Source organism: Gloeothece verrucosa PCC 7822 (assembly GCF_000147335.1).
GTDB classification, from domain to species: domain Bacteria; phylum Cyanobacteriota; class Cyanobacteriia; order Cyanobacteriales; family Microcystaceae; genus Gloeothece; species Gloeothece verrucosa.
Genome location: NC_014501.1, coordinates 4,258,589 through 4,277,783 on the forward strand (window position 1 = coordinate 4,258,589; position 19,195 = coordinate 4,277,783).

21 protein-coding genes are annotated in these 19,195 nt (G+C 40.0%); 9 read left to right on the forward strand and 12 right to left on the reverse strand.

All coding sequences use genetic code 11. The annotated features are described in order from the left end of the window. Positions 1-49: 49 nt before the first annotated feature. Genes CYAN7822_RS39080 through CYAN7822_RS18860 form a run of 3 tightly spaced genes read right to left on the reverse strand, consistent with a single transcriptional unit; the run spans position 50 to position 1,690 of the window. Positions 50-322 (reverse strand): hypothetical protein, encoded by a 273-nt coding sequence (locus CYAN7822_RS39080; RefSeq protein ID WP_013323850.1) that lies wholly within the window; start codon positions 320-322, stop codon positions 50-52. Continuing rightward, positions 322-1,359 (reverse strand): hypothetical protein, encoded by a 1,038-nt coding sequence (locus CYAN7822_RS18855; protein WP_013323851.1) that lies wholly within the window; start codon positions 1,357-1,359, stop codon positions 322-324. The genes CYAN7822_RS39080 and CYAN7822_RS18855 overlap by 1 nt, the downstream gene beginning before the upstream one ends. 4 nt (positions 1,360-1,363) lie before the next feature. Continuing rightward, entirely contained in the window at positions 1,364-1,690 is a 327-nt protein-coding gene (locus CYAN7822_RS18860; RefSeq protein ID WP_013323852.1) for a hypothetical protein, read from the reverse strand. Between the two features lie 169 nt (positions 1,691-1,859). Here CYAN7822_RS18860 and CYAN7822_RS37770 point away from each other — a divergent pair, with 169 nt between their 5' ends. Beyond that, positions 1,860-2,015, forward strand: a complete 156-nt coding sequence (locus CYAN7822_RS37770; protein WP_013323853.1) for a hypothetical protein — start codon at positions 1,860-1,862, stop codon at positions 2,013-2,015. A gap of 20 nt (positions 2,016-2,035) precedes the next feature. Here the strand turns inward: CYAN7822_RS37770 and CYAN7822_RS18865 are convergent, their stop codons facing one another. Continuing rightward, complete coding sequence (locus tag CYAN7822_RS18865) at positions 2,036-3,268, reverse strand: Arm DNA-binding domain-containing protein (RefSeq protein WP_041933845.1); 1,233 nt, start codon at positions 3,266-3,268, stop codon at positions 2,036-2,038. Between the two features lie 235 nt (positions 3,269-3,503). On the opposite strand from CYAN7822_RS18865, the gene CYAN7822_RS18870 reads away from it, so the two are divergent. Next, positions 3,504-5,147, forward strand: a complete 1,644-nt coding sequence (locus CYAN7822_RS18870) for a CocE/NonD family hydrolase (RefSeq protein ID WP_013323855.1) — start codon at positions 3,504-3,506, stop codon at positions 5,145-5,147. Here the strand turns inward: CYAN7822_RS18870 and pirA are convergent. Beyond that, positions 5,137-5,547: an arginine synthesis PII-interacting regulator PirA gene (gene pirA / locus CYAN7822_RS18875; RefSeq protein ID WP_013323856.1), complete on the reverse strand. Its 411-nt coding sequence runs from the start codon at positions 5,545-5,547 to the stop codon at positions 5,137-5,139. The two genes, CYAN7822_RS18870 and pirA, sit on opposite strands and share 11 nt — an antisense overlap. 347 nt (positions 5,548-5,894) lie before the next feature. Between pirA and CYAN7822_RS18880 the strand changes: the two genes are divergently transcribed. Then, positions 5,895-7,340: a sugar transferase gene (locus CYAN7822_RS18880; RefSeq protein WP_041933311.1), complete on the forward strand. Its 1,446-nt coding sequence runs from the start codon at positions 5,895-5,897 to the stop codon at positions 7,338-7,340. Positions 7,341-7,366: 26 nt separating this feature from the next. Here CYAN7822_RS18880 and CYAN7822_RS18885 read toward each other — a convergent pair whose 3' ends face one another. Beyond that, a complete protein-coding gene (locus CYAN7822_RS18885) occupies positions 7,367-7,720 on the reverse strand; it encodes a hypothetical protein (protein WP_013323858.1) in 354 nt (117 codons plus the stop codon). A gap of 187 nt (positions 7,721-7,907) precedes the next feature. Then, the gene (gene solA, locus CYAN7822_RS18890; RefSeq protein ID WP_013323859.1) at positions 7,908-9,050 is read right to left on the reverse strand and encodes an N-methyl-L-tryptophan oxidase; all 1,143 of its coding nucleotides are present in this window, start codon (positions 9,048-9,050) and stop codon (positions 7,908-7,910) included. A gap of 148 nt (positions 9,051-9,198) precedes the next feature. Between solA and CYAN7822_RS18895 the strand changes: the two genes are divergently transcribed. Continuing rightward, the gene (locus tag CYAN7822_RS18895) at positions 9,199-9,924 is read left to right on the forward strand and encodes a 4'-phosphopantetheinyl transferase family protein (protein ID WP_013323860.1); all 726 of its coding nucleotides are present in this window, start codon (positions 9,199-9,201) and stop codon (positions 9,922-9,924) included. Positions 9,925-10,002: 78 nt separating this feature from the next. On the opposite strand, the gene CYAN7822_RS18900 is transcribed toward CYAN7822_RS18895, so the two are convergent. After that, positions 10,003-10,239: a type II toxin-antitoxin system HicB family antitoxin gene (locus tag CYAN7822_RS18900; RefSeq protein WP_013323861.1), complete on the reverse strand. Its 237-nt coding sequence runs from the start codon at positions 10,237-10,239 to the stop codon at positions 10,003-10,005. Positions 10,240-10,729: 490 nt separating this feature from the next. Between CYAN7822_RS18900 and CYAN7822_RS18905 the strand changes: the two genes are divergently transcribed. The 3 genes from CYAN7822_RS18905 (at position 10,730) to rppB (ending at position 13,503) form a co-directional block, all read left to right on the forward strand. After that, complete coding sequence (locus CYAN7822_RS18905) at positions 10,730-11,359, forward strand: DUF305 domain-containing protein (protein ID WP_013323862.1); 630 nt, start codon at positions 10,730-10,732, stop codon at positions 11,357-11,359. An 83-nt stretch (positions 11,360-11,442) separates the two neighbouring features. Further along, on the forward strand, positions 11,443-12,135 hold the full coding sequence (gene rppA / locus CYAN7822_RS18910) for a two-component system response regulator RppA (RefSeq protein WP_013323863.1): 693 nt from the start codon (positions 11,443-11,445) through the stop codon (positions 12,133-12,135). Between the two features lie 12 nt (positions 12,136-12,147). Continuing rightward, positions 12,148-13,503, forward strand: a complete 1,356-nt coding sequence (rppB, locus tag CYAN7822_RS18915; protein ID WP_013323864.1) for a two-component system sensor histidine kinase RppB — start codon at positions 12,148-12,150, stop codon at positions 13,501-13,503. Positions 13,504-13,508: 5 nt separating this feature from the next. Here rppB and CYAN7822_RS18920 read toward each other — a convergent pair whose 3' ends face one another. Further along, positions 13,509-14,102 (reverse strand): Maf family protein, encoded by a 594-nt coding sequence (locus CYAN7822_RS18920; protein ID WP_013323865.1) that lies wholly within the window; start codon positions 14,100-14,102, stop codon positions 13,509-13,511. Positions 14,103-14,247: 145 nt separating this feature from the next. Further along, positions 14,248-14,799 carry a photosystem II reaction center PsbP gene (psbP, locus tag CYAN7822_RS18925; RefSeq protein ID WP_013323866.1) on the reverse strand — a complete coding sequence of 184 codons (552 nt, stop codon included), beginning with the start codon at positions 14,797-14,799 and terminating at the stop codon, positions 14,248-14,250. A 61-nt stretch (positions 14,800-14,860) separates the two neighbouring features. Here psbP and CYAN7822_RS18930 point away from each other — a divergent pair, with 61 nt between their 5' ends. Continuing rightward, positions 14,861-15,688, forward strand: coding sequence for a tetratricopeptide repeat protein (locus CYAN7822_RS18930; RefSeq protein WP_013323867.1), 828 nt, complete (start codon positions 14,861-14,863; stop codon positions 15,686-15,688). A gap of 72 nt (positions 15,689-15,760) precedes the next feature. On the opposite strand, the gene CYAN7822_RS39525 is transcribed toward CYAN7822_RS18930, so the two are convergent. Beyond that, positions 15,761-15,880 carry a hypothetical protein gene (locus tag CYAN7822_RS39525; protein WP_245602600.1) on the reverse strand — a complete coding sequence of 40 codons (120 nt, stop codon included), beginning with the start codon at positions 15,878-15,880 and terminating at the stop codon, positions 15,761-15,763. 385 nt (positions 15,881-16,265) lie between these two features. Here CYAN7822_RS39525 and CYAN7822_RS18935 point away from each other — a divergent pair, with 385 nt between their 5' ends. Then, on the forward strand, positions 16,266-17,753 hold the full coding sequence (locus tag CYAN7822_RS18935; RefSeq protein ID WP_013323868.1) for a hypothetical protein: 1,488 nt from the start codon (positions 16,266-16,268) through the stop codon (positions 17,751-17,753). A gap of 84 nt (positions 17,754-17,837) precedes the next feature. Here CYAN7822_RS18935 and CYAN7822_RS18940 read toward each other — a convergent pair whose 3' ends face one another. Further along, a complete protein-coding gene (locus CYAN7822_RS18940) occupies positions 17,838-18,887 on the reverse strand; it encodes a DUF2235 domain-containing protein (RefSeq protein WP_013323869.1) in 1,050 nt (349 codons plus the stop codon). Positions 18,888-19,195 lie beyond the last annotated feature (308 nt).

Here is a 19,195-nt window from a genome sequence, read left to right on the forward strand (position 1 = left end):
GAGCTTCTAAAGCTTTTGATAAGGCTTGACAAGCTTTTGATAAAGCTGGTCAAGCCTTATCAAAGGCCGCTCGTGCTGTTCCCAAAGCCTGAAGTGCCACTCCCCGTACGTCAGCAATTTGGCCAGTGGCTTGAGCTATCGCTGCCCATAGTGCCGCGATCGCTGAGAAAACTCGACTGAAATCTACCCCTTCCATCGGTTGGGTGTAGTTATAGACAATATTAGTAACCTCTTGGGTACTGGGCTTACTCGCAAGCCCACCCATTAATTCAGCGCGTAGGGCCGCTAATTCCGCCTTAGTGGCGAGGCTTTCACAACTCATTAGACCTCTGTACCTCCACAGTAAGATTTAACCGAGTATCCGTACTCGTTGTAGCAACACAGACAATCGCCACATTTTAAAGGGCAAGTGCCGGGTGGGCATAGTGGCTCTTGACTGGCTTTAATTTTGGGAGCGGCGCAATTCCCAGAAACAGAGGCGACTTGAGAACAACTAGAGACGATTTGATTGTTTTGAATTGAACCGACACATCTTTTTATTAAGATGTTATTTCCGTTAGTTTCTGAAACCAAAAAGGCGTTTGGTTCAGTATTTATCTCTGAATAAATTGATTGATAATTTTCTTTAAATTCGCATTTTTGGGAAATCTTTTCTACTGTTGGGTTAGTAATTTTCGCTTGTTGATAAACTATCTGATTACTGTTAAGTATTTTTAGTGTGTATTCCTTTTCTAGAGTTTGGCTATTAACTTTGCGTACGCTATTTATAACAACCCCCGAACATTTAGCCAAAATAGCGGTTTGCGTATTCGACCCCAAACACCAAGAACCGGAAATCATTCTCAAACTATTTCTCAAGATAAATTCATTCTGAGAACATAAAATATGTCCTTTGTGTGGAATGGATAAATCTAGAGCATCAAATAGCCCTCCAGCATTTGAGCAAGCGTAATCACTCGACCCGGCGTTAATGCTTTGGGCTTGACCTGACGGATTTTCGTAAAACAATAACCCCCTATTAAATCCCCAAAAAGAATAGCCACCAGGCACGTTTTCAAAGTTGCTACCTACACCATATAAAGGGATGCCTGTAATTGTTTTTTCATAGTCGGCTGCCCACTCAAAGGCAGAGATTAATGAGCTACCTTGATACCTTTGCCAAACAACCCGGACGGTCAAGTTGACAACATAAGTGAAGTCATTGTAATACTTGTTTTTTTCTTCAACTAAATAATTATCCCCCTGTATAGTTTCTTGCTCTGTCCCGTCATTCCAATTAAATTTGATTTTTGGTGGGGAATATATCGGGATGTCGGCACTGATCTCCCATATTCCCGCGCCGCTACAAAGTGTTTGCATGAATCTAAATCACATCGTCAGGGTCTAAATTTATAGAAGCTTCATTTTTGTAAAAAACTAAGCCTATTTGCTGCGCTCTGTGGGTTGCCGTCCCCCGTGAAACGAAGGTAGGAATGGGACGAAAAGAAACTGAAGAAACCCCCGCCGTCGGGTCGTCAACAGCATTCTCCAGATATTGGTCTAATCGCTGCATAAAAGCGCAAAGAACCTGAGAAGGAGAAGGGCTTGACCCAGATAACCCGTAAGCCACAAAATCGTTAGTATCAATGGTGATTTTGGTTCCGGTTTGGGTTGCGGTGGGTCCGAAAAGTGCTTGCAGGGTCTGAGTCATAAACCTCCTTAAAAGAAAAATAGGAATATTCAATTTATACAACCTTTAAAATCCTTTTGTAATGTGAAATATGCGTGACAGTTGTGTCACGCATAAATACGTACTTTCCCCCTGGTTGATAGCTTCAATAAAGTGTTTGATAGAGATAGATAAAAATAGGAATAAGCTTATGGTACGCCCAAAAATCAACATTTCTGAACAAGCTTATGCTTCCTTAAAGGAACAGGCCCGTCTCAACAACCAAAGCCCCAGCGCATACTTCGCGGAATTGCTCTTAATTGGATATCAACAAAAAATCTACCAACAACAAGCAAGTTCTTCATAGAGATTAAAAGCACTTTAGAGCTAAAAAGTGTCAATGGGTCTAAGATGTCCTAAAAGTTTGTCATCTAAATAATGTTTGCGAATTGTTTCAGCAGAAGAATCAACCCATCGAGCAATTATCTCAGGGCTAATCCCCTGGGCGATTTGCTCACTTATGAAAGTATCCCGACAACAGTAGGGTGTTGAATTACGCCGTACTATGGGGTCAACTATTCTATCCCAAGCTTTTTTACAAAAATTACTATAATTAATTACCTTCCCCTTGGGACTAGGAAAAACAGAGTCCGATGGTTTAGGGTTGTTTGGTTTGATAGATATCAATAAATCATGAAGAGATTGAGAGCAAGGAAATTTTCTTGGTTTGCGATATCGAGAATTTTTAGACCCTTCAGAAGGAACAATTCTGCCACCCCCCAATTGAACTTGAGCATGATTAAAAATAATAACAGAGCAATCCTCGTCAATTTGCCCCCAAGTCAACCCTATTCCCTCACTTGGACGGCAACCGGTCATAAACCAAAATTTGACCAGGGGCGCGTAATACGAATAAGCAAAACCCGTCCAGCCTTTGCCGTTCCAGTTTCCTTGATGTTCTTCAAAAGCTTTTATGATAGCTTGTTTTTCAGCTTGAGTAAAAGCGTTTGGCTGTGGGTCTTTTTCCCAGTTATGCGGCGGCAATTCCTGTGACATCCCTTCAAAAGGAGAGATTTTTAAATTAATTAATTTGTATTTAATTCCCCATTTAACCGCAGCGTTTAAGTGAGTCAATATCCGCTTTGTCATACTGTTAGTAGTATTTTCTAGAAACCAAGCTCTGATATCTAGGGGCTTGTCTAAAGATTTACAAGGGCATTTTTCAAGATAGTTATAAATACTTGTCCGTAGGTAGTGAAGGCTTGATTCCTTAAGAGTAGATTGTTTGAATTCTAGATATTTTTCAAAAAGCTTAATGGTTGACAGTTCTTTTTTATTGATAGACTGTACAACCGTCAGATGGAGCTTAGGATGAGAGGACGGCTTGTACTTTTCCAGAGAGAAATCAAACTCTTCATGAAGAATATCGTCTTGGATCAGCTTGGCTTTAATTTCGGCTCGTTGACGATTCTCGGGGGTATCAGCCAGCCCCAAATAAATAAAAGCTCGCTCTTTGCCCATTTGCCTAGCTACTAAGCGGGGAAGCTGTAGCCGTAGCCAGCCCCTATTAGATTGAACGATGACTGATTTGTTTTTAGCTTTTTCGTGATTGGTCAACATAAATTTAGGCTGATAGATCAATGATGTGATCATATCGGGTTGGATACAATTACTGCGATATCTTGGATACAATAAAAGAATGAACTCGCCCAAAAGCTTGCCCTATAAGGGTTTTGAGTTGCCTTCCAAGCTATTGATGCGAGTTCGATTCTCGCTGCCCGCTTGTTTTTTGCTGTCTATATATATCCTGAAATACAGTTGGATACAAATTGAGAGTCAATTGTTACTGGTGCTTATGTTTCGAGTGATTCAAGAATCTACCTCAATGCTAACCCGTGATGGGATTAGACTCGATGCTGATATTTATTATCCTGATAGTTCGGAAAAATTTCCGATCCTGTTAATGCGCCAACCCTACGGCAGAAAAATCGCCTCTACCGTTGTCTATGCTCACCCGATTTGGTATGCTTCTCATGGCTATATTGTCATCATTCAAGATGTCAGAGGAAGAGGTACATCTGAGGGAGAATTTAAATTATTTGCCCATGAAATAGAAGACGGAATTGATACGATTAATTGGGCTTCAGAACTTCCTAAAAGCACCGGACACATAGGAATGTATGGATTTTCCTATCAAGGAATGACTCAACTTTATGCCGCCCTTAGCCAACCCGAAGCCTTAAAAACCATTTGCCCCTCAATGATTGCTTATGATTTATATAGTGAGTGGGCTTATGAAAACGGTGCATTTTGTTTACAAATTAACCTCGCTTGGGCCATTCAACTCTCTGCCGAAACCGCCCGTCTTCGAGGAGATGAAAAAACCTTTCAACAGTTATATTCTTTGTCGCGCAACTTACCCTTATCTGACCCTTTTACTGCTAATCCGGCCATTTTTCAACAATTAGCCGCCGACTCATTTTATCACGATTGGTTAAATCATCCCTATGCCGATGACTACTGGCAAAAACTATCCCCTAAAAAAAAGATGCAAAATGTCGATTTACCCATGTTACATATTGGCGGCTGGTTTGACCCCTATTTGCGAGGAACACTTAACCTTTATCATGACATGGCTAACCGTTCCCAACATCCTCAACATTTAATCATTGGCCCTTGGGCCCATTTACCTTGGGGGCGAAAAGTGGGGGCAAAAGATTATGGAAAAGAAGCAACCAGTTCCATTGATCTTTTACAAATTCGATGGTTTGATTATTTTCTCAAAGGAAAAGACACCGGCATCTTTGCTCAATCTCCGATTACTTTATTTGAAATGGGCAGCAACCAATGGCGGCACTTTGATCAATATCCCAATCATGCTCAAAAAACCTTTTATTTAACCAGTAACGGATTAGCAAGTATCCGAGATTCAGACGGAAAATTAAGCGAATCTCCCCCTTCTTTTAGCGCAGAAGATATCCTCATTCATGACCCTTGGCGACCTGTTCCCACATTAGGCGGTCATGCGGCTATACCTGCGGGGCCTTTTGAACGGTCTAGTCTCGACTGCCGCACTGATATCTTAACCTATACCAGTGACCCCCTAGAACAAGATTTAACCATTGTCGGGGATATAGCCGCCGAAATTTATTGTACAGCCGATGTTCCAAGTTTTGATCTGTGTGTCATTTTATCTGAAGTTTATCCCGATGGCAGAGTTTATAACTTTACTCAAGGATATAAACGCATTGAAACAGAAGAATTTCCCCTAAAAATTCCCCTGCAAGCAACTTGTATAAAAATTGCTCAAGGGGACTGTTTAAGATTGAGTTTAAGTGCTGCCTGTTTTCCCGCTTATCCCGTTAATTCCGGCACGGGCAAGCTACCTTTTGAAGAAAGACTAATAGAAAACAAAATTATTACACTAAAGATAAGTTATGAGGTTAATTATAAGTCTCTGATTAGGGTCAATATCACTCCTATGAATCCTAATTTTTAAAAGCCAGTTGTTGAGATTCTTGTTCCAACAGACTAATTAAGGTTTCATCTCCCTTAGCTTTCGCTACTGCTAGGCGGCGTTCCAAATTTCGACGAATATTATCTAAATGCACCAAAGCGGTTTGATCCACATAAACTCTGCGCGGCTTTTGATGGGTTAGTGGGCAACAATTTCCCCCGGTGGTTGATTCTTGAACAGGATTTTCTGCATAAGGAACAGGACGAGTGCTATAACTTACTCCTCGATACTGTCTATAGAGTTTTGGCCGAAGCTGAGGAATATGTTTAGGATAGCGATAGTGCCAATCTTGTCCCCGATATTGACCGCCAATTTCCCCTTGATAGTATTCTACAGTTGCTGGTTCAGGTTCGTAATTGACACCTCGATAGGTTAGTTTCATCTGACTTTTGCTCCTATAAACAGTTTTAAGGCTAGATTTTGCTATAAATGTGTTTGAGCCGCTTAAATTTGCCCTTAACTTCCAAAAGATAAGAAAATAGGCCTTGACCTCTTACGGCTAATCCTCCCTAAGCAATAATGCTTAGTCTGAACGAGTTTTCCTTGGAAGTTAAGAGCCATAGCTAGACAAACTTAAAATTTTATTCTGTATCTATTTTTACATTTTTTTGAAATGAATGGCCAAAGTTAACAAAAATTAATTGCTCCTGTCTTAAGAAAAATGTGCAGTAGTCTCCAATGAGAAAGGGTCGGCCTAAAATTGAGGAAGGACACAGAGTCAAGACGGCAATGGACAAACCTTCACCCACAAGCAAACGAATAGCATCAGATATTCGAGCTACGGATCAGTTTCATTGGTTCACCCACGATCAAAAACAAAGATACTACAGCTTATGCTTGCTCTCGAGTGACGTATTGGCCTTAGCCGCCGCTTGGAAAATAGCCCACTTCCTCAATCACTTTTACTCTCCGATACCTCCTCAGTTAAATTGGTGGGAGTGGTGGGGAATGCCCAGTTTGTTTTGGCTGTTAGTGAGTGTTATCCTCGTCTTTTTTGCTTATGGCGGCCTTTACAGTTCTTCTAAGAAGGCTCAAAACTATGTGCGTGCGGCTAAATTAGTCAGTGCGGTTTATTTATTGTCGCTGGTGATAGCTTACTTTTATGACCCTAAACTAGACCCACCAAGGTCCCTATTTTTTACCGCTTGGTTGAGCAGTGTATTCATCGTGGTGGGTTTTCGGCTGTTTATTACCTTAATCGTCAATCAATTTGAACGGCGCAATCAGCCAGAAATTCCCGTTTTTGTCATAGCACCTGCTTCACGCTTACAAAAATTAGCGGCAATTTTAGAAAGACGTTCTGCTTATAAAGTGGTGGGAGCCGCCTTAGCCTGTACAGCCAACACCTCTGCCACCTTAACGGCAATTTATCATTCAGGTGCCGAAGAAGTCTTAGCAGAAGGCATACCAGAGACAGCATTAGCCTCAACCTTGTTTTGGAATTTACGCCGCGCCGGTATTAGATTACGTCTGCTCCCCTCAAGTCGAGAAATTCTCTATCGTCGAGGAGTACCAGAAATTGTGGCAGGAATCCCAAGCTTAAGAGTAGAAACCCCTTTTGTTTTGGGATTAGATTATCGGATGAAGCGGATACTAGACTTTTTTGGTGCTTTGTTCGGTTTGATTATCTTATCTCCTCTTTTGCTCGGAGTTGCCATCGCCATTAAACTGAGTGATCCGGGTCCGGTATTTTTCCGCCAAGAACGCATTGGCTTACAGGGTAAGATCTTTCAAATGTGGAAATTTCGCACAATGGTAGTTAACGCCGCACAACTTCAGCAACAATTAGAAGCAGAAAATATCACTCAAGATGGGATTATGTTTAAACTCAAACATGATCCTCGTATTATACCTATCGGCCATTTTTTACGACGCACCAGTATTGATGAACTGCCTCAACTCTTCAATGTGGTCATCGGTCAAATGAGTTTAGTTGGTCCTCGTCCTTTACCGCTACGGGATGTGGAACGCTTTGAACCTTGGCATCACATTCGTCATCAAGTCCTACCGGGTATTACTGGTCTCTGGCAAATTTCAGGACGTTCTGATATTGAAGACTTTAATGATGCGGCTCGTCTGGACCTTTACTATATTGATAACTGGTCACTCAACTTAGATTTAGATATTTTAGTAGAAACAGTCAGATTGGTGCTGTTTGGCAAAGGAGCCTATTAAGTTAACTTTAAGCTTTTTTAGGAGATTTATTGGTAACTTTTCCCGATTTTTTTCTCAGCAGGCAAATTGGCTTGTTTTTTTAAATACAATAAATGTCCTGGAGCGATTAAGAGGCCTGTTTTTTTCCATCCCACAATTTCCCAACCTCCCAAGACGGTATGATTTAAAAATTGAATCGTATTCGGCACAATCTTTTTAACTTCCATCTCCTTATTTAAAAGGATCGCACAGCCATTATACCCCAAGGTTAAATCCGGAGTAAAATCTTTCAGATAAAAACACTTGAGAGAAGTATCACCTTGCAAATTAGTATAAACATTAACATCTAAGTTCCGATATTCTTTACCAATTTCAGCATTAGTTTTATAGGTTTGAAACATAGTCAATCACCTCTTATGCTAAAGGCCTTATTAACAGTTGGGCTATTGAGTTTTTTTTTGCACTTAGCTCATTATAAAAATAACGTTTTGAAATATTAATTTTCTTCCGATAAAATACTGATTTTTGTCTAAGAATTCCCTTAGAAAGCAATTTCACTTATAGGAAAAATACTTAATTAAAAACCGATCATAAAAACCGAGAAAGATTAAACAAACCAATCTCATGTTCGGTTGTGCCTCTCATGGCCAAATCAGCTAAAATACTGCCCACTAAGGTAGTAAACTTAAAGCCATGACCCGAAAAACCAGCCGCCACTAAAACATGATGGTGTTGAGGAAGAAAATCAATAATAAAATCCTTATCAGGAGTCATCGTATATAAGCATCGGCGAGTTTCTAGCAATTCCCCATTAGCACCCGGAATATATTGGGCAATAAACTTTCTCAATTTTTCTATCCAAATATCCGAGGGAGTATAATCAACTGCCTTAACATCATCTACCGTTTCCCATCCATAAAACGTAGAAATTTTTACACCAGAATGCTCACAAATCGGTAAACCATAGGGAAACTCTCCCGCATCATCTAGCCAATGAGCTAAAAAAACGGGAAATTTACCCGGCTGAAAATCTTCAGGATTTTGAGCGGCAAAAAAGCCAAACTGACAAGGCATAATTGTCAAAGGTAAATCAACACCCATTTGAGCCAAAATTTGTTTAGACCAACTCCCCGCAGTCAGCACCAGTTTATCCGCAAAATACCTATCTTGACTTGTTTTTATTTCCACGTGATCAGACTGAACGTGAATTTCAGTAACGGCAGTATTTTCACAAATAACGGCTCCATATTTTTTCGCTAAACGCAGATGAGATAACACACATTGAGAGGCCTTAAGAATGCCGGTATCAGCTTGATATAAGGCTTCCATCTGAGGGGGTAGCTGAAATTGCGGGAATCTTTGCTGTATTTCTTGAGCATTCAACCGTTCATAAGCGATCTTAGCCGCTTCCATACTTTCAGCCAGTTCTTTTAAACTGCGGGTATGGGGTAAACCTAGGTCTAATTGTCCCGTTTTAATCAAAAGACTTTCCCCGGCTTCCTCTTGTAGTGCAAACCAGAGAGGATAAGCAGAACGCATTAACTCAATATAAATTGGGTTATCATAAGCATAACGAATGACCCTAGAATAACCGTAAGAACTGCCAAGTTTATGATTAAGTTCAAACTGTTCTAAGACTAGCACTCGTTGTTGACGTTGAGCCAAGTAATAAGCAACAGCACTACCGACTCCACCCGCACCTATGACAATAACATCAAAATTGTGTGTCATAAAAATTTCACTTCTAAGACCAATTTACTGAATGTCTGCTACAAATCAGCTACTAGCAATTCCCCTTATTAAACCGGGCAACCGGCGATGATTTCTAGTATAAATGAAGGAAAAATGCTATAAAAAAAATAGACCTTGAAAAGATTTAATGATGAACCCAATTTGGCAAACTCCCCCCCAAGAATTGACACTAGACTTTCAGGACGTTCATATTTGGTGCGCTAATCTAGACCTTCCTCAAGAACAAATTTTACCATTAGCAAAACTTCTCTGTGAAGAAGAAATCAACCGAGCTAACCGATTTCAGTTTGAACACCATCGACACCGTTTTATTGCTGCCCGAGGCACTCTAAGAATAATTTTAGGACAATATTTAAATCGGGTAAGTGATCGCATAGAATTTGATTACAGCCCTAAAGGTAAACCGAGCATCATCGCAAGCCAAGGCATTGAGTTTAATATGTCTCACTCGGAAACCTTGGCCTTATACGGCGTAACCCGAAACCGCCCCATCGGAGTCGATATAGAATATCTTCGTCCCATGAAAGATGCCGCACAACTAGCCAAACGTTTCTTTTGCCAGAGCGAATCAGAAGCCATTAGCGGACTTCCTGCCGGTGAGATAGAAAAAACCTTTTTTCGCGCTTGGACGGCAAAAGAAGCCTTTTTAAAAGCTACTGGTGAAGGAATTGCCGGGGGGTTGGATCAGATAGAAGTTGACTTAAGTTCTCAGGAATCAAGGCAGTTTTTGAGTATTAATGGCAATGCTCAAGAAGTGGAGAATTGGTCATTGTTGCCGCTTGTTGTGGCTGAGAATTATCTAGGGGCAGTGGTGGTTAAGGGGCCAGGGCTGTTTCGTTTTTTTAAACCCTGATTTGTACTTGTGATAGAGTTTGTCTAAATTGTTCAATAACTTTGATAAATTCTTTGGCTTTAACCGAAGGAAAAATACTCATGCTAATATCGTTAAAGGTTTAACGATTAAATCGGGAGGGATGGACAAATTATCAGCTTTTAAACTTTCAATATATAATTCAATGGCTTCTGTAATATTAGCGATAGCTTCTTCAAAAGAATCTCCTTGAGAGTGGCAGCCTTTTAAGGCTGGACAAAAGGCATGATAGCCACCATCAGATTCTTTTTCTAGAATAACAGTATAATTGTAAATTTGTTTACTGTTGCTGTTCATCGATGATAGAACTATAGGAATTGACAGGTTTTTAATTAACACTAATTTTATGATAAACTATTACCAGAAAAATTGCTTAGTTGGCGGTTAATAAATTAGATATTAGCGGTAAGTGCGGCTAACAGGCGGGAATGAGGCTAGATGGCCAAATATAGCCTCAGAGAGCTAATTCTTAACATATTGGCGAGTTTTTTTAACATCAACATCAGATAAAAACTTACACCAAAGTTGATGCAAGCTGTAATCCTTTTGATTTTATCATGCCAATCTAACTTGACAGACCACTAGGGGTATTGTACCTCCACATAAGCCACTGCTCTTGCCTATGGCAAATTTTATCCCCAAGGGAGCCGCTTAGAAATCATTACCGGTAAATTAATCTTGGAGTTTCATCCTAATTTCATAGTTAAAAGCCATCCTTGAAATAGGGATTAATAAAGAAACAACTTAAGTATTGTCCCTGACAACCAAACAGGATTGAGGTATAACTATGAAAAATTCATCTTTATTATGCAGTTTAGTAGGCTTATTGGCTAGTAGCACATTAACAGGATTATTATTCATCAACCCGACACAAGCTCAATCATCACCGCATCATCCTCAGCATCCGCTTAACTCTTCCTCTGGGTGTTGTAGTGGAATGGGAATGACTAATCAACAACAAGATAAGCATTTTATTCAAATGATGATTCCTCATCATCAAGGAGCTATAGATATGGCTAATTTGGCCTTAAAGCAATCTCAACATCCTCAAATTAAACAGTTAGCAGAAGCCATTAAAAAAACTCAAAACCAAGAAATTGAACAACTGAAAACTTGGTATAAACAATGGTATGGGGTAGAACTGCCCAATGATTCTAACTCACAAACTTCTGCTAATTCTAGCGGCTGTGGGATGATGAGCATGATGTCGACTAATTTACAAGCCCTCAAAAATGCGTCAGATTTTGATAAAGTGTTTATTGAAGAGATGATTCCTCATCACCAAAATGCCGTCATGATGTCAGCAATGGTTTTAAATAGTCCACACCCAGAATTACGCAATCTCGCTCTCAACATTATTAACACTCAAAGCGCAGAAATTGAGGAAATGAATCAGTGGTTAAATAGTTGGTATTAATCATTAGTCAATACTCATTAGTCATTAGTCAGAGCGTTTTTTTACCTGTTTACTAAGAGGATTTTGAATAAGAGAAATATCCGATGAGAATTTTATTAGTTGAAGATGAACCGGACTTAGGAGAAGCTCTTAAAAAAGCTCTCAATCAAAAAAAATATATTGTTGACTGGGTACAAGATGGCGCTGAAGCTTGGACTTGTCTAGAATCTCAGTGGACAGAATATAATTTAGCGATTGTTGACTGGTTACTACCCGGAATAAGCGGATTAGATATTATTAAACGTCTCCGAAAGCAAAAAAATTCCCTACCCGTCTTGATGTTGACGGCCAAAGATCAGATGGAAGATAAAGTTATAGGATTAGATGCCGGGGCAGATGATTATTTAATTAAACCCTTTGGAATGGCAGAATTATTAGCTAGATTAAGGGCTTTAGGAAGACGTTCTCCTCAACTTCAACCTCAACAGTTTCAAAGAGGTCTTTTGATTCTAGATTATGGAACTCGCACTGTTTATTATAAAAATCATCAAACTCTTCCTTTAACCACAAAAGAATTTCAACTTCTGGAGTATTTTTTTAATCATCCCAATCAAATTCTCACGAGTGAACAAATTCGTAATCATCTTTGGGAAATGGGAGAAGAACCTTTAAGTAATGTGGTAGCGGCTCAGGTTCGCCTCTTACGACGTAAACTAGAAACTGTAGGCAGTAAAAATAGCATTGAAACAGTACATGGTGTAGGCTATCGTTTTAATCTTAATTTAGCTTCAGATTGATTCTAATAACTTATGAAGCAAAATCAACTTTTTAATCGAACTCGATGGCGTTTAGCGGTTTGGTATGCTGGCGTAATGGGCGTTATTTTCAGTGTATCAGGATATGGTTTATATGAAGCCATTGCTCATGCTCATTGGATGACTTTAGATCGAGAATTAGAGACTGTTGCTGGTATTCTTCATGATGGTTTAGAATCAAAACTTAAAGTTCCCGGACGCTTAGAACCCAACCTAGAAGAATTATTGCCCAATCTCTGTCAAGTAGGTTCTCTTTGTATGAAAGAATCTTCGCCCCTATCTCCTCGTTATACCACTAGCGCAATTTATCGGGGAAATTATTATGTTCGTCTCTATAAACCTTCAGGAGAATTAGTCGCTATTGCTGGAACTGATCCGATGGGTTTGTCCACGAAATTTAACGCCAAGGAGTGGCAAACTCTACAAGATAATCAAGGGTTTTCTTATCATCAAATTTCGCTATTACTTCATACAGATAAGGGTTCATCTTGGGGCTATATACAAGTGGGACGCAGTTTTAAAGATTTTCAACAATATTTGCAAAATGTCCGTTGGATTTTACAGTTAGGTTTGCCGACAACTTTAATTTTAGTGGCGTTTAGTAGTTGGTGGTTAGCGGGTTTAGCTATGCAGCCGGTCTATCAATCTTACCAACAAATGCAGCAATTTACGGCTGATGCCGCCCATGAGTTGAGAACGCCTTTAGCGGCTATTCGTGCTACGGTAGAATCTACTTTGATGATGCCTACTTTGACAGAAAAAGATGCCCGCGATACGCTAAAAATACTCAATCGTCAGAATCAAAGGTTGGCTTATTTAGTGGCTGATTTATTGATGCTTTGTCGTCTGGATTGGCAGTTAATGATGAGTTCTCAATTAAGGGAGCAAAATGAATCGGTTTGTCTTAATGATTTGGTCAGTGATCTGGTAGAAGAATTGGCTTCTTTAGCTTTATCTTCTGGAGTAAGTTTGTCGGAAAAAATTCTCATCTCTCATGCTTTAGAAGTCAAAGGAAATGCGGAGCAACTCTATCGCTTAGTGTCTAATTTAGTGGTTAATGCGATTCAATATACTCCCCGAGGCGGCCAGGTTATGATTATTTTAGAGCAAACTAAACAAGCCGCTATCCTTCGAGTAGAAGATACGGGAATTGGTATGGATATAGACGAACATAATCATATTTTTGACCGATTTTATCGGGTTAATAAAGCTCGTGCTAGGGACCGAGGCGGCTCAGGTTTAGGGTTATCTATTGCTCGTGCGATCGCCCTGATTCATCAAGGAACTATTTCGGTTCAAAGCGAGTTGGGTAAGGGCAGTATTTTTACTTTGAAATTGCCTTTAATTTAGTGCGGCTAAAAATTCCAAAAATCTGTAACTTTATAGCCCAATTCTTTTAACATCTGCCACAACAGAGGAAGACTCAACCCAATGACATTACTATGACAACCCTCGATTTTTTCCACAAATAGCCCTCCTTTCCCCTCCAAAGCAAAACAACCTGCACATTTTAACGGTTCTCCACTGGCAACATAAGCCGCTATTTCCTCATCACTAATATCAGCAAAATACACCTTGGTAATGCCGCAACGCAGTAATTGTTGATCCTGTCTTTTGTCGATTAACGCATGACCGGTATATAAAATTCCCTGATTGCCGCGCATTTTTTGCCAACGGGTGATCGCTTCTTGGGGTGAGGAGGGTTTACCATAACTTTCTCCATCCACTTCTAACAAAGAATCACACCCTAAAATTAACCCATCACTCCATTGCTTCGCCACCACTTCGGCCTTGCATTGAGCTAAGGTAGTAACCAGAGCAATTGTATCACTCAACGGGACTTTAGATTCATCGAAATCACTCTGACGGACAATGGGATCAATACCGGCTGTTTGTAATAGTTTTCGCCTTGCAGGAGATGCAGAAGCAAGAATAAAAGGAATAGTCATATTAGTCGTTAGTCGTTAGTCGTTAGTCATTAGTCGTTAGTCATTAATCATTAGTCGTTAGTCGTGAGTGACTTTTTGATAACATTCTTATAGCCGCTATAGCGGTTCATAACCAATAACCAATAACCCATGACTAATGACTATTTTAATAAACTGAAAATGAATTAACTGCCGTTTCAAAAGTATCTTTTACTTTATTCCAGCGCTGTTCAGGCGTGGACAGGTTAAAAGTATAAAGTTTGCCGCGACTAACCGCCACACTGGCAATGTCGTGACGTTCTGTATTATCGGGCAGTTTAACTTGATATTCTAAAATATAATAAGTTTTGCCGTTTTCTTCTCGAGAATCAGCCCTAATTAATTCCGCAGTCCGATTAACATTAGGGTCATTATTCACCGTTTGAAAAAATCGATAACCCACATCAGAAGGGGTTCCTATATCCGATAGGGTTTTCCCGTCTGGCACATCACTGATAATAACACTCAAATTCTCTGAGCGTTCGATCAAATCCCGATAGACTAAATCTACTCCTTGAGTGGCATTTTTCACATCTACTGGTATCCAGCCGTTAGGATAGAGAAATTGATAACCTGCGCCTGGGCTAACATAACTTTGTAAATTGCCTACGTTAGTAGCACAACTCGATAGGCTTAAATTTAAGATTAAAACCAAAATGGCAACAATTGCTCTTAACATCTTTTCTATGTAGATCAATATTTACTCGCTGTCTATTGTACATTGCTAGGGTGCATCACACATGAAACAGACCATAAGAGCATTAGGGACTTTAGCACTGGTAACAAACATGATTGTTATCTCCTCTGTTGCTGTTGCCCAAACTCAACCCCCCCCACAGAAACAGTTAAATGCTGTAGAGCTTTATAATAATGGGGTAGATAAGTTGAGTGCCGCTAACTATACCGGAGCAATTGCCGATTTTACTCAAGCTATTGCACTTGCCCCCAATGATCCAGATGCTTATTATAATCGTGCTTATGCTTATCTGATTTTAGGCGATTTTGAAAAAGCTGTGGCTGATTATTCTCAAGCGCTACAGATTAACCCGAATTATACCTATGCCTATGGGAACCGTTGTTATGTGTACTTTTTGAGCAAAAAGTATGAAGCGGCTATTACTGATTGTGATAAAGCTATTTCTCTACAAGCTGATTATGCAGATTTTTATATTTATCGGGGTAATGCTAAAAGCGAGTTAAATCAAAACCAAGAGGCTTTATCTGATTATGAAAAAGCCATTAGTCTAGCGGCTAATAATCCTAAAACTCGAGCCAAAGCTTTTTATAATCGGGGTCGAACTTACCAGAGTTTGGAGAATCATAAACAGGCCATTGCTGATTATACTGACAGTATTGCTTTAAATCCTGATGATGGGGATGCTTATTACAATCGAGCGGCTAGTTATTATGCTTTAGGAAATAATCAAGAGGCGATGGTGGATTTAGAAATTGCTGCCCGATTGTTTACTGATCAGGCGAAAAAAGATAAGCAAGATAAGGCTCTACAATTGATTAATCAGATTCAAAGTGAACAGCAAAAATCCTTGAATTTTAGCAATAAACATTAAAAATAAGCGGGGGATCATTTTCCCCACTTATCCAAATAAACATCAACCAAGTATTTTTTTGAACGCACTGATTTAGCCTTTTAGTTGGCCTCGGTAGCCTACTGGTCCCTCACCCGGAAATTGAGCCGCTCCTAAAAACGAATTAGCATCATTAAAAAAGGTAATATTGCCGTTCCCCCACTTAAAATTCACTAACTTGATAGGGTTACTATAATTAATATAAATCTAAGGTAATCAATAATCTGTAATATTTTTAGCAAAATCCCCTTTAAAACTATTAATTAAAAATTAATGTAAAATAATATTTTTTGTTGATATAATATTTAGCTCGAACAGAAAAAATCTCTTAAACCTCTCTCAAAAAGATTTATGCCTTTTGGAAGTTGAAACAGACTCATGCTTTAAGTTTTTATCAATAGTATTGAGTTCAGAAAACCCTGACAAATTTCAGAAAAAATTAAGCAAACTCTGGTATAAATTTGGGTATGATGAACGTATATGTGTGCGCTGGCAGAATAGCGCGGGTGTGTTAGGAGTGTTTGTTAACCACGAAACGAGAATAAAAAAGGAAACCAGTATGATTGCAACAGCACCATCATCGACATTACCGAAATTAGAAGACATCAAAGACGGTTTACCCAATATTTGTGGTTGGGAGGCAGAAATCGCTTCAGTGGTGCAGCATGACGAGCCTGTTTTTTTGCCAACGAGCAATATTAAGCTAGATAACATTAAATCTGCCTTCGCCTGTGCCTTGCATATGCACCAACCCACCATCCCGGCAGGACATGATGGGTCATTAATTTGTAATCTTCAACATATGTTTGAAAATCAAGGCATGGGAGATAACCACAATGCGGGTGTATTTGCCTGGTGTTACAGTCGCATGGGAGATTTTATCCCTGAATTGGTGGATCAAGGTTGCAATCCTCGCATTATGTTAGATTATTCGGGTAATCTGTTATGGGGATTACGGCAAATGGGGCGAGACGATGTAATCAATAACCTCAAGCGGATTACCTGCGAGCCTCAGTATCAGCCCTATGTAGAATGGTTAGGTACCATGTGGAGTCATGCGGTAGCGCCTTCTACTCCCATTCCAGACCTAAAACTACAGATCCAAGCTTGGCAACAATACTTTGCCTCTATCTTTGGTTATGATGCCCTACGACGGGTAAAAGGATTTTCTCCCCCAGAAATGCACCTCCCTAACCACCCTGATACCGCTTATGAGTATATTAAAGCCCTCAAAGAATGCGGCTATCGTTGGTTATTGGTACAAGAAAGTTCAGTAGAACGTCTAGATGGTAACAGCTTATGGCACGAGGATAAATATATCCCCAACCGTTTAATTGCCCGTAATTCCAAAGGCGAAACGGTCAGTATTACCGCTTTGATTAAAACTCAAGGTTCAGATACTAAATTAGTGGCTCAAATGCAGCCTTATTACGAAGCTAAGAGTCGCGGAAGACAGCAAATAGGAGATAAAACCGTTCCTTGTTGCGTCAGCCAAATAGCCGATGGTGAGAATGGCGGCGTAATGATGAATGAATTTCCCGGCGGTTATATGCCCGCTTGGCATGACATCAAGAATAATGGAGATGTAGCCGGGGTTAATGGTACAGAGTATATCGAATTACTCGAAGCTTCCGGGGTTAACCCAGAAGATTATCCCACCTGTCAACCCGTTCAGCAACACAAAATCTGGCAACGAGTGGACCTCAATAATGTCACGCCAGAAGCGGTAGAAAAAGCCATCGCCGAATTGAAACAAAACGATCATCAATTTCATGTAGATGGCGCTTCCTGGACAAATGACTTAAGTTGGGTTCGGGGTTATGAAAACGTATTAGGCCCCATGATCCAATTAAGTGCTGACTTCCATCAAAAATATGACGCATTGGTGCAACAAGACCCCTCTGTTACCAAGCGGCGTGATTACCAAGAAGCCCTGCTGTACAATTTACTCTTACAAACCAGTTGTTTCCGTTACTGGGGACAAGGCGCTTGGACAGATTACGCCCGTACTATATTTGAACGCGGAGAAGCCTTATTAAAAGGTTAAAACACCCTAACCCTTAAGGGTAAGCATAGATAACCAAAGCCTGCCTAGGCAGGCTTAAATAATGGCGCGAAACACTCTTTGATCTTAAAGCCTAGGATTTTTTGTACTCCAGTCATTGAGTTGACTTTCAAAAGGCTTGAGGTTTTTAGAACGATAATCTGGTCTATCTCGCCAACGTTTTTTGACGCTATCATCAAGATTATTAAAGCTGTCAATCTTCCTGTGAATAGTTCCCGCCAATTTAAAGACTCCTTGAGGTTCATTATTAAAATTAACCGTGTGATCAAGTTTAATGCCGCCCTCTACTCTCGACACATCAAACCCTAACCCAATAGCCACAGCTTCCTCGATCATCCATTGCAAAGCCCGATCAGACAACCCTTGAGTCTGTGCGGTGCCACCACCCACACAACCATGTTCACCCGGAAACCAAATTTGTTTGATATCTTGCTCAGGGTAAGCCTTATCCATCGGTGTTACATTAAACGTGCTACGAATCTCATCAACTGCCACAGCATGCCTTGCATGAACAGTCTGACCATGTAATTGCGTGTCATGAAATAGATATTTTTGATTAATCCAGTTATCTAAAGGAAAATAGGGGATTACATCAGGGATACCCAGAGAACCCACTGTATCCCAACAACCTAAAAGAGTAATGGGAATTTGTGCCCCATTATTTTGTCCGTATTGTTGGCGAAACTTAACAGCTTGATCGCTACTCGGTCTGGTTTCATCCCTTCGGTCCCGATAGAATTCATAAGCTTTAGGAATTTCTCGAATGTAGCGGCGCTCTATTAAACCACAATTAAAGATAAAGCCTGATAGACTGCGAACAGTATAAGCACCACGACTAAACCCAAACAGATAAATTTCATCCCCAGGATCATAATTTAGACAGAGAAATCGATAAGAAGTTTGGATAGCTTGATCAATACCCCAACCAAATGCCCCGCCACCTATTTTATTAATGAAATCCTCGCCTGTTCCGACTCCCTGTTCATAGTACACAATTTGAGCGATGCCCTTATCGTCAAAGCTTTTAATACCTTGGGCGATTTTAACAACATTAGTGGCAGTAGGGTTAGTTAATGTCTCCCAGGTTCCATCACAACAAACGATCAGCCGCTTCATTGTTTTTGCTTGCTTCTATATATTTTGTCCAACCTAAATATCAATTAGACCATGTTCGTTTCCTGAAAAAGAGAATTTTTGTAATAAAAGTTTATAATTATTGAAGGCGCTCCTGAGCAAAGAACCCCAAGAAAAACCCCCAATAATTTTATCTAAGTACCTAAACACTCTATAAAGCACTCTGTACCAGCGCTCCGGTAAAACTATCCGAACTCTTACCCATTCCCCATTCCCCATTCCCCATTCCCCAATATCACAGTTAACTTTATTTATCTCCGGCTACTTATAGCCCGCGAAGGTGTTTCCAA

Coding starts and splice junctions, on each gene's coding strand:
- CYAN7822_RS18880 (WP_041933311.1), top strand. CDS start 5,895: ATGGACAAACCTTCACCCACAAGCAAACGAATAGCATCAGATATTCGA.
- rppA (WP_013323863.1), top strand. CDS start 11,443: ATGAGAATTTTATTAGTTGAAGATGAACCGGACTTAGGAGAAGCTCTT.
- CYAN7822_RS39080 (WP_013323850.1), bottom strand. CDS start 322: ATGAGTTGTGAAAGCCTCGCCACTAAGGCGGAATTAGCGGCCCTACGC.
- CYAN7822_RS18865 (WP_041933845.1), bottom strand. CDS start 3,268: ATGTTGACCAATCACGAAAAAGCTAAAAACAAATCAGTCATCGTTCAA.
- CYAN7822_RS18905 (WP_013323862.1), top strand. CDS start 10,730: ATGAAAAATTCATCTTTATTATGCAGTTTAGTAGGCTTATTGGCTAGT.
- CYAN7822_RS18940 (WP_013323869.1), bottom strand. CDS start 18,887: ATGAAGCGGCTGATCGTTTGTTGTGATGGAACCTGGGAGACATTAACT.
- CYAN7822_RS18895 (WP_013323860.1), top strand. CDS start 9,199: ATGATGAACCCAATTTGGCAAACTCCCCCCCAAGAATTGACACTAGAC.
- CYAN7822_RS18935 (WP_013323868.1), top strand. CDS start 16,266: ATGATTGCAACAGCACCATCATCGACATTACCGAAATTAGAAGACATC.
- CYAN7822_RS18860 (WP_013323852.1), bottom strand. CDS start 1,690: ATGACTCAGACCCTGCAAGCACTTTTCGGACCCACCGCAACCCAAACC.
- psbP (WP_013323866.1), bottom strand. CDS start 14,799: ATGTTAAGAGCAATTGTTGCCATTTTGGTTTTAATCTTAAATTTAAGC.
- solA (WP_013323859.1), bottom strand. CDS start 9,050: ATGACACACAATTTTGATGTTATTGTCATAGGTGCGGGTGGAGTCGGT.
- CYAN7822_RS18920 (WP_013323865.1), bottom strand. CDS start 14,102: ATGACTATTCCTTTTATTCTTGCTTCTGCATCTCCTGCAAGGCGAAAA.
- CYAN7822_RS18885 (WP_013323858.1), bottom strand. CDS start 7,720: ATGTTTCAAACCTATAAAACTAATGCTGAAATTGGTAAAGAATATCGG.
- rppB (WP_013323864.1), top strand. CDS start 12,148: ATGAAGCAAAATCAACTTTTTAATCGAACTCGATGGCGTTTAGCGGTT.
- CYAN7822_RS18870 (WP_013323855.1), top strand. CDS start 3,504: ATGTTTCGAGTGATTCAAGAATCTACCTCAATGCTAACCCGTGATGGG.
- CYAN7822_RS18855 (WP_013323851.1), bottom strand. CDS start 1,359: ATGCAAACACTTTGTAGCGGCGCGGGAATATGGGAGATCAGTGCCGAC.
- CYAN7822_RS37770 (WP_013323853.1), top strand. CDS start 1,860: ATGGTACGCCCAAAAATCAACATTTCTGAACAAGCTTATGCTTCCTTA.
- CYAN7822_RS18900 (WP_013323861.1), bottom strand. CDS start 10,239: ATGAACAGCAACAGTAAACAAATTTACAATTATACTGTTATTCTAGAA.
- pirA (WP_013323856.1), bottom strand. CDS start 5,547: ATGAAACTAACCTATCGAGGTGTCAATTACGAACCTGAACCAGCAACT.
- CYAN7822_RS18930 (WP_013323867.1), top strand. CDS start 14,861: ATGAAACAGACCATAAGAGCATTAGGGACTTTAGCACTGGTAACAAAC.